Source organism: Roseateles sp. P5_E8 (assembly GCF_054177665.1).
On record NZ_JBGCUM010000105.1, the window covers coordinates 1 to 7062 of the forward strand.

The window sequence follows — 7062 nt, forward strand, 5'->3', positions numbered from 1 at the left end:
CTCGCGGATGGACAGCTGCTCGCGCAGGGCCCACCTCCTGATGACACTCAGTGTCGCCACGTCAATCACTCCAGTGCTCCTGCCGCAAATAGCGGCAGGCTAGGGTTCATACGTGGGTCAGGTTTGAACGGAAATCACTGAATGGGGTGGGTCAGGTTTCGGAGGAAATCAACAGCTGAGCCGTCCGGAAGACGTTAGCCGAGTCGTCTAGCCCGTGTAAATCGCGTCGCGTCCGCTGTGCATCGACAGATGCAATGAACGCGAAAAGTTCGCGTCAAGAACCCGGCAAATTCGCGACAAAGATGCGAGAAATATCCGGAAAAGCTCGAACGCTGGCGAAGGATTTAGGTGGGTCGTCYAACCTTGCAAGCTTCGGCGCGCCATGGCGAGCTAYGCGATGGTGGCCCCCGCYCCTCATKTCGCCGTTGGTGGCGCTCGACCAAGTTTCGCGTGGTCCGATACGCCGATGGCCACACCTCGGCGCGGCCTGGCTTCGTGCGTCGCGGGCGACAGGGGCAGCGTTCTGGCCGGATCCGCGCGTAGCGGTGGATCAGCGCCAGCCAGTTCGCCAAGCAGGCCGTTTCCGCACAGCGGGAAGGAAATGGGCCGCAGGCCCCAGACGCGGGACGGGCCGCGACGAACTGCGCAGCCAAATGCTCCGTGTCAACAGCTCGAAATCGCCACCAACACGCTTCGTCCGCTTCAGGCGGGGTCCCGTCGCTGGCAGTCCGCGCCCGAGAGTCAGCAATGTGCCCGAAGGAGCCGTTGATACATGGCTGAAATCGCTGCAGCGCCACTGTAGATGGCTCGTCTCAGGGAGTCCGAGCACGCTGTCTCCTCAACCGGGTTGATAGTGACCACAACAAACCGTTGTGATTCAGAAACGTGGTGGCCTGAGCCTAGTCCGACGTGTATTCGTAGCGCTCAACGCCGAATGTTGGCGAGACTCAACCCTATTTGTACCATGTGAGGCTGGCGGCTGAAATATCCGTGCTACCGAATGACATATATCTGACCATCTCATCCGCTCGGAACCAACCGTCGTTGTTATTTCTTTGCCAATGCTCACGCGTCGACGCCGACTGAGCACGCCGCGTGGCCGCGTAGTCCGGGGTACGGCCTGCGCGGAGTTCAAGCTAATCAAGGGCAGACGGGCTCGTCAGCATACTTTCCTTCTAGCGTGCGCGGGTAATAGCATGTGCTCTTATCGGCACCCTTTGATGGCGTCCCCATAAAGAAGTCACCTATTGCTTTATTGATCTCCGCGCGCCTGTTTGCTTCCCGCTCCCGCTTTATCCATAGGTTGGGATTGCTATCAAATTGATTTTTTGCAGCCTCAGAGAAAAAGTTCCCTCTATCGTTCCAGCCACTAGCACCTGTTCGATAGTCGTGGAACAGGAACCTATCTATACTTTTATCGGCAGCCTTTATTACTTTTATCTTCACCCATGCGCCAGTGTTTGTTCGCGCAAATATGTCTTTGCCAACAAGTTCAGTAATTGGAATACCTTCTTGTTGAAGATCGCAACCAAATGGGCAGGGATTCCTTAGTCGCGGAGCTCCCTTGTTCCGGGCCGCTCTCTCTGCAGAGCACGAAAGAAAAGAGTCACCGTATCTCGACCTAATTTTCCAAAGAGATGGGGATTCTACAAACTGGACAACAGCGCCCGCCGAATATAGCGCCCTAATATCCATCATCTTTTCTACACCGGTAAAATAGTCCCACGTATTTACCTCGCATGAATTGACAGGATTGATTCCTTTAATGTTAACTGTTATCCAATTTGCCCGGCTGGGGTGATAATAGGGGCTCGCTTCTCTGCTAAAATATGCATCCCTTCCAACTACCTCATTCAGAGGAATTCCTTCCTCTTCCAAATTGCAGCCTGTTGGACAATTTTTATAGGTTTTGGAATCTTTTGAAATCTGTTTCGCAGAAACAATCGTTGAAGAATTCCACCCTTGCGCCGAAACTTGGACGACATTCGCCCGAACTTGCTCATCCGCAGCTTTGTTTGCCCCAGCTTTTCGCTGAGATTCTGCATCATCCACCACTTCTAACACTTTCGTAGTGAATCTAACATTAAACCGATACTTGTTAGTACTATTTGGCGAAGTGAGGGCCCCATTGAAATACGCAGAGGTGCACTCCCCTTCAAATAAATCCCCCCCTTGAGTGAAGAGCTTGCATCTTTGGCCAATTCTGGTCCCGGAAGCCTTGAACATCGTCATATTTCCCGTTGGACGAATCTCTGCGGTAGCAGCCGGCCCATCCAAACTCATGCGAATCGTCAGCGCACCTGCTGTTTCCTGCGTCCGCACGTTTCTCGTACCCGACTGAGCATTCCCGTCATAGGTGCCTTGGTAGGAGATATTGCCCTTGGTGGGCAACTCGACAGCCAAAGTCTGCGAATATGCCAAGCTAGGCGCTATTGCGACAATGGCCTGCACGGAAATCGCGAAGGCGGTGCGTTTCATTGTTATAACTCCCTGATTGTGATTCGGTTAGACAAACGATTCTCAACTTACTCCAGGGAGGTGAGAGTTGTAATCGGGCAGATTACCTAGATGACGTGCGCAGACGTTATCCAAGGGTGGGAGATGTCTGCCACGGTGACACCGTGACCAGTCGGTCAGTCGCGATGCAGCACAAGACGCAGCGCCCCGTTCAGTTCGAGATCACACCAGTGTCGGTCCGGTACCTCGGCATCGAGGTGGATGACGCACTCGAGATTTCTGAGCAGCCGAAAATCTGAGAAGCCAACCGGCGGCCGTACCTTGCCAAGGGCGGGGCAGGCCCCCGCACCGGCTGCTTCCTGGTAGCAGGCCGGTGGAAGCTTCCGGACAGAAGCAGTCCATCGAGGCCGCGGTTGGGGAGGCGGCAAGGTGCCCGTTGCAGTCATCGGTCCAGTTGGACGAAGTCACGCAACCGGCCAGAAGCTGCGCGATGGCCAGTTGCAGCGCCGCACACACCAGCTCCGCGTGCATGCTCGGCGCCATCGCCCAGCCCACCACCTTGCGGGCGTACAGGTCCAGCACCACCGCCAGGTACAGGAAGCCGCTGCGCTTGCGGATGTAGGTGATGTCGCTCACCCAGGCCTGGTTGGGGCCGCTCGGGTTGGAGCGCCTGGCCAGCACATTGGCCGAGACCGGCAGCGCGTGGCCGCTGTCGGTGGTGTGGACGAACTTGCGCCGCCACAGGGCCCGCAGCCTGTTCTCGCGCATCAAACGCCGCACCCGGTGGCGTCCAATGTGCAGCCCCTGCACCGCGCCAAGGCGACGGCTGCCATAGACACGGCCGCTGGCGGCGAACGCGGCCTTCAACTGCGTGCTGACCAAGCAGGCCTTGGGTGCGAGCTTGGCGCGCTGACGGGCACCGTAGTAGCCCGAACGGCTGACGCCCAGAACGCGGCATAGCCGCTCGACAGTGACGGCCTTCTTGTGCAACTGCGCGACGAACTGGTAGCTCACCAAAGCTCGCGGGCAAAGAAGGCCGATTCTCTTTTTAGGATACGGACAGCCTTTGCACGCGGTGTATGGCCGCAGAGGAGGAAATGGGCGAAGAGTAGACCGCCTAGTCGCGGTCAAAAGAAGGCTCCCCTCGGTTGATGACCGCTGGGGAGCCGTTTGGGGTGAGCCCTCATTGAAAGCTAGGGGGCTTGGGCATACTCGCCTGATGCGGCGATAGGACCGCAGCAACCCAGGGACGGGACAATGACAACTTCTTGCTTCAAAGAAGCAGGTACTCGTGGGATACGAGCCTGCTTAGCTACCGTAACCGGTATCGCCCTTTCGCTCACATTGAGCGCCTGCGGGGGCAGTGGGGACAGCGAGGAAACAAAGTTGCCCACGGCAGCTGTTTCTGTAGACAGCTCAGTCCCCGCAGCGGCCATCGCCAAAATTGCGGAGGTGTCGACGTTGGCAGGGCAGGCCAAGTATGGGGAGGCCGTTAGCACGCCCATTCTTGAGGCAGGGGGCCAAGCCACCATTTTTGCGACGGATGCAAAAAACGAAATATTGTTTGCAGGGGTGCTGTCAAAAGGTGAGCCAACTGCCCGGCTAACAGCGGAAAGCACCGCGTTGGTCTTTGCCCTTATGGCGTACGGTCCGCCGCCTCCTGGCGTAAGCACTGCTGACCTCCTGGCGGCAGTCAAAGGCTCTTCGGCCTTTAGCGGCGTGGTGGCAAAAATTGCCACCCATCAGGCAGCAGGTACCCCTCCAAWGGGAGACGCCGCCGTCGTAGGCAGCTTGCTCGAAGCACTGGCACAAGCCCTTGCGAAGCTGGCGCCCCCAAAAGCTCAAGCAGCTACCGCCCATAGACTTGAGTTGGCCACGCCGACGGCTCGCCAGCCCCTCCCCTTCAAGGCCTTAACCGGAGGCCCTCTGGGCTGGTTCACGATTACGGTGACGGGGGCTGACCAGGCAACCAACGGCGTGTTAGTCAAGAATGAGTTCCCTATTAATTTTGCAGCCAGAGGGCTGCAGCCTGTTGACGGCACGCTTATCCAACCAGTCCCTGTAGGCCTGGATTTCAACGCTCAGATAGCGCTCTCCTCTGGCGACCCTCTTTCATTCTTCAGCGCTACTCCCGTCGCAATTCCGGGAAACGGCAAGGCGTGGAATCTGGAAATATTCAGGTCCGATGTAAGCAGGATTCTTGACATTAAGGATTCAATCAAAGGAATAATTGAAACAGGCCTATTGTTTGAACCCTCCGGGATACTAACCTGTCTTCGCGACGCTAGCGCCGATGTAATAAACGACGCGCCCGTTTTCACTTGGGTTACTCTTCCAAAGAACCAAGTAGCCGCAAGTATTTCAAGCTATATGGGACAACCCGCAACTTGGCAGAAATTCTTCGTGAAAAGCGCAGCCTGCACAGGCGGAAGCAATCAGATTTCCGAGTTTCTTGAAAAACGAGCCAAAGACCCGAAATTGCAGGAAGGATTCTTGCGGCATATTAACCAGTTTGCACTTTTAGGTTCAAAGGGTTTGGGCTTCCTTGGAGGGGCGAGCACAGTAGGCGGACTTTTGGTTAAAGCCTACTACATGATTGAGTATTGGGACACCAGGTTTAAAGTGGGTATCTGCCAAAACAAAGGGCCGGACGGCACGGGGCCCCTTCAGGTAATTACTTGCCCCGTCGCCCTCGCGCTCACCCCTGCCGAGTTGAATTTGCATCCAGGGGCTTCCCACAAGTTGCATCTCATCGCGCTTGACGCACAGAGCGCTACCGTGCCCTTGCCTTCCGGTCTACGGTACAGCTCTTCCGCCCCAGCAATAGCAGACGTCGACCAAGAGGGTAGGGTCACTGCAAAGGCCGCGTCTGACACCCCAGTCAGCATCACTGTCAAGGAGGACGTATTCGGGTTAGAAAGCGTTGTAGTAGTCCACGTCACAAGCTTGCCCCAACCAACCGCTGCCCTTACCGTCTCTCCCGTCAAGATAGTGGTGGATGAACCCGTTACATTGACCTGGAGTTCTGTAAACACGGAGAAATGCCAAGCGCAGGGGAATTGGTCCGGACAACTCGCGACCAGTGGAACCCAAAAGTTTACGCCGCCGAGCCCCGGCTCTTACGTGTTCACGCTCGCTTGTTCAGGCCCAAACGGAGACGTCACCGCGAGTGCCACGTTGCAAGTTGACGCTCCCCCTCAGGGAAGTGGAGTCATCACGCTGTCTGGCGATGCTGCTGATTTTGGCTACAAAACATTTGTCCCAGGTACTACCATTCTTCCAAAATACATCGTCAGAGATGGCGGCGAAATAAATGTTCCGCCGCGTAATGGCGTTGATTACAAGCTATACAGCAAGTCCCGTGAGTTCGTTTGGGTCGAAGAAGGAACTGAGGCGCCCTCTTACATTCGGATTGAAGCAAGTGGCAGCGGTAATTATCCAGTGCCCACAGATGTAGAGGCCATTCCATACTCACGCATTAGCATCACTGTATGGGTTAAAGCGGCAACAGAGGTTTACGACTTGTCAGTCGGCTGCTACCAATTCCCCGGAGACAGCAGCGACGCCTATAACATGTGCCCACAAGCCATTGCCGCAGTGAAGGCCACCGGCTTGACTATTGACGTAAGAAATCGCGTCGTCCGATTCAACAACGTAAAGATTACAGGTATGAATCGAAAAGGCGTTACCTACCTGAATGGCAGCCTTCCTTTCTGACCTCTTGCGATAAATGGGAAGCCCGGAGAATGTAAAAGTTCTTTGGGCTTTTAACGACACTGGCTATTTCAGGTAGTCATCAGGACCGGGCCAGGACGGAGGAACTGCCGCCAACGCGTCTGTCAGCTTCATGTACTCTTTGATGGGGTACGGGCCGAGTATTCCAAGGCCTGGCGGAAGTCGAAGCGGCCACCTTGCGCTCTCGTGAGTGCCGTTTCCCTCGTGGGTGACGGCACTATCTCCAACATAGGCAACGGCGGGGACGCGCATGACACGCTTGCTCAACAGGACTCGTACGCGATGGTTTCCTGCCTCTAGCCGCACCATCCCCGTAACCCGCCCCACGCCAACGATGACGGGGTCGCGCATCCCTTGAATGGCCAACTCTTCCGGGAAGACGAATGTGAGGGTGCGAATGGCGCTACTGGGTCGTGACGGGCCGACTGATGCGTCGCACCACAAGTCGGCTTTGGGCACATTGCTGACTCTCGGGCGCGGACTGCCAGCGACGGGACCCCGCCTGAAGCGAACGAAGCGTGTTGGTGGCGTTTTCGAGCTGTTGACGCGGAGCATTTGGCCGCGCAGTTCGTCGCGGCCCGTCCCGCGCCTGGGGCCAGCAGCCCATTTCCTTCCCTTTTTGCGGAAACGGCCCGCTTGGCGAACTGGCTGGCGCTGATCCACTGCGCTACGCGCGGATCCGGCCAGGACGCTGCCGCTGTCGCCCGCGACGCACGAAGCCAGGCCGCGCCGAGGTGTGGCCATCGGCGCATCGGACCACGCGAAACTTGGTCGAGCGCCACCAACGGCGACATGAGGGGCGGGGGCCACCATCGCGCAGCTCGCCATGGCGCGCCGAAGCATGCAAGGTTGGACGACCCACCTAAATCC

At 56.9% G+C, this 7062-nt stretch carries 2 protein-coding genes and 2 pseudogenes; 1 reads left to right on the top strand and 3 read right to left on the bottom strand.

Translation table 11 applies throughout. The annotated features are described in order from the left end of the window. The 3 genes and pseudogenes from ACXRVZ_RS27150 to ACXRVZ_RS27160 form a co-directional block, all read right to left on the bottom strand. Positions 1–69, bottom strand: a pseudogene (locus tag ACXRVZ_RS27150) (XRE family transcriptional regulator); the annotation flags it as partial. A gap of 1071 nt (positions 70–1140) precedes the next feature. Next, the gene (locus tag ACXRVZ_RS27155) at positions 1141–2478 is read right to left on the bottom strand and encodes a hypothetical protein (protein WP_458233083.1); all 1338 of its coding nucleotides are present in this window, start codon (positions 2476–2478) and stop codon (positions 1141–1143) included. Between the two features lie 462 nt (positions 2479–2940). Beyond that, positions 2941–3507 (bottom strand): annotated as a pseudogene (locus ACXRVZ_RS27160) (IS3 family transposase); the annotation flags it as partial. Between the two features lie 336 nt (positions 3508–3843). On the opposite strand from ACXRVZ_RS27160, the gene ACXRVZ_RS27165 reads away from it, so the two are divergent. Further along, complete coding sequence (locus ACXRVZ_RS27165; RefSeq protein ID WP_458233084.1) at positions 3844–6174, top strand: Ig-like domain-containing protein; 2331 nt, start codon at positions 3844–3846, stop codon at positions 6172–6174. Positions 6175–7062 lie beyond the last annotated feature (888 nt).

What these genes read in the sequence shown, in the direction of transcription:
- ACXRVZ_RS27155 (WP_458233083.1), bottom strand. Translation starts at nt 2,478, where the DNA reads ATGAAACGCACCGCCTTCGCGATTTCCGTGCAGGCCATTGTCGCAATA.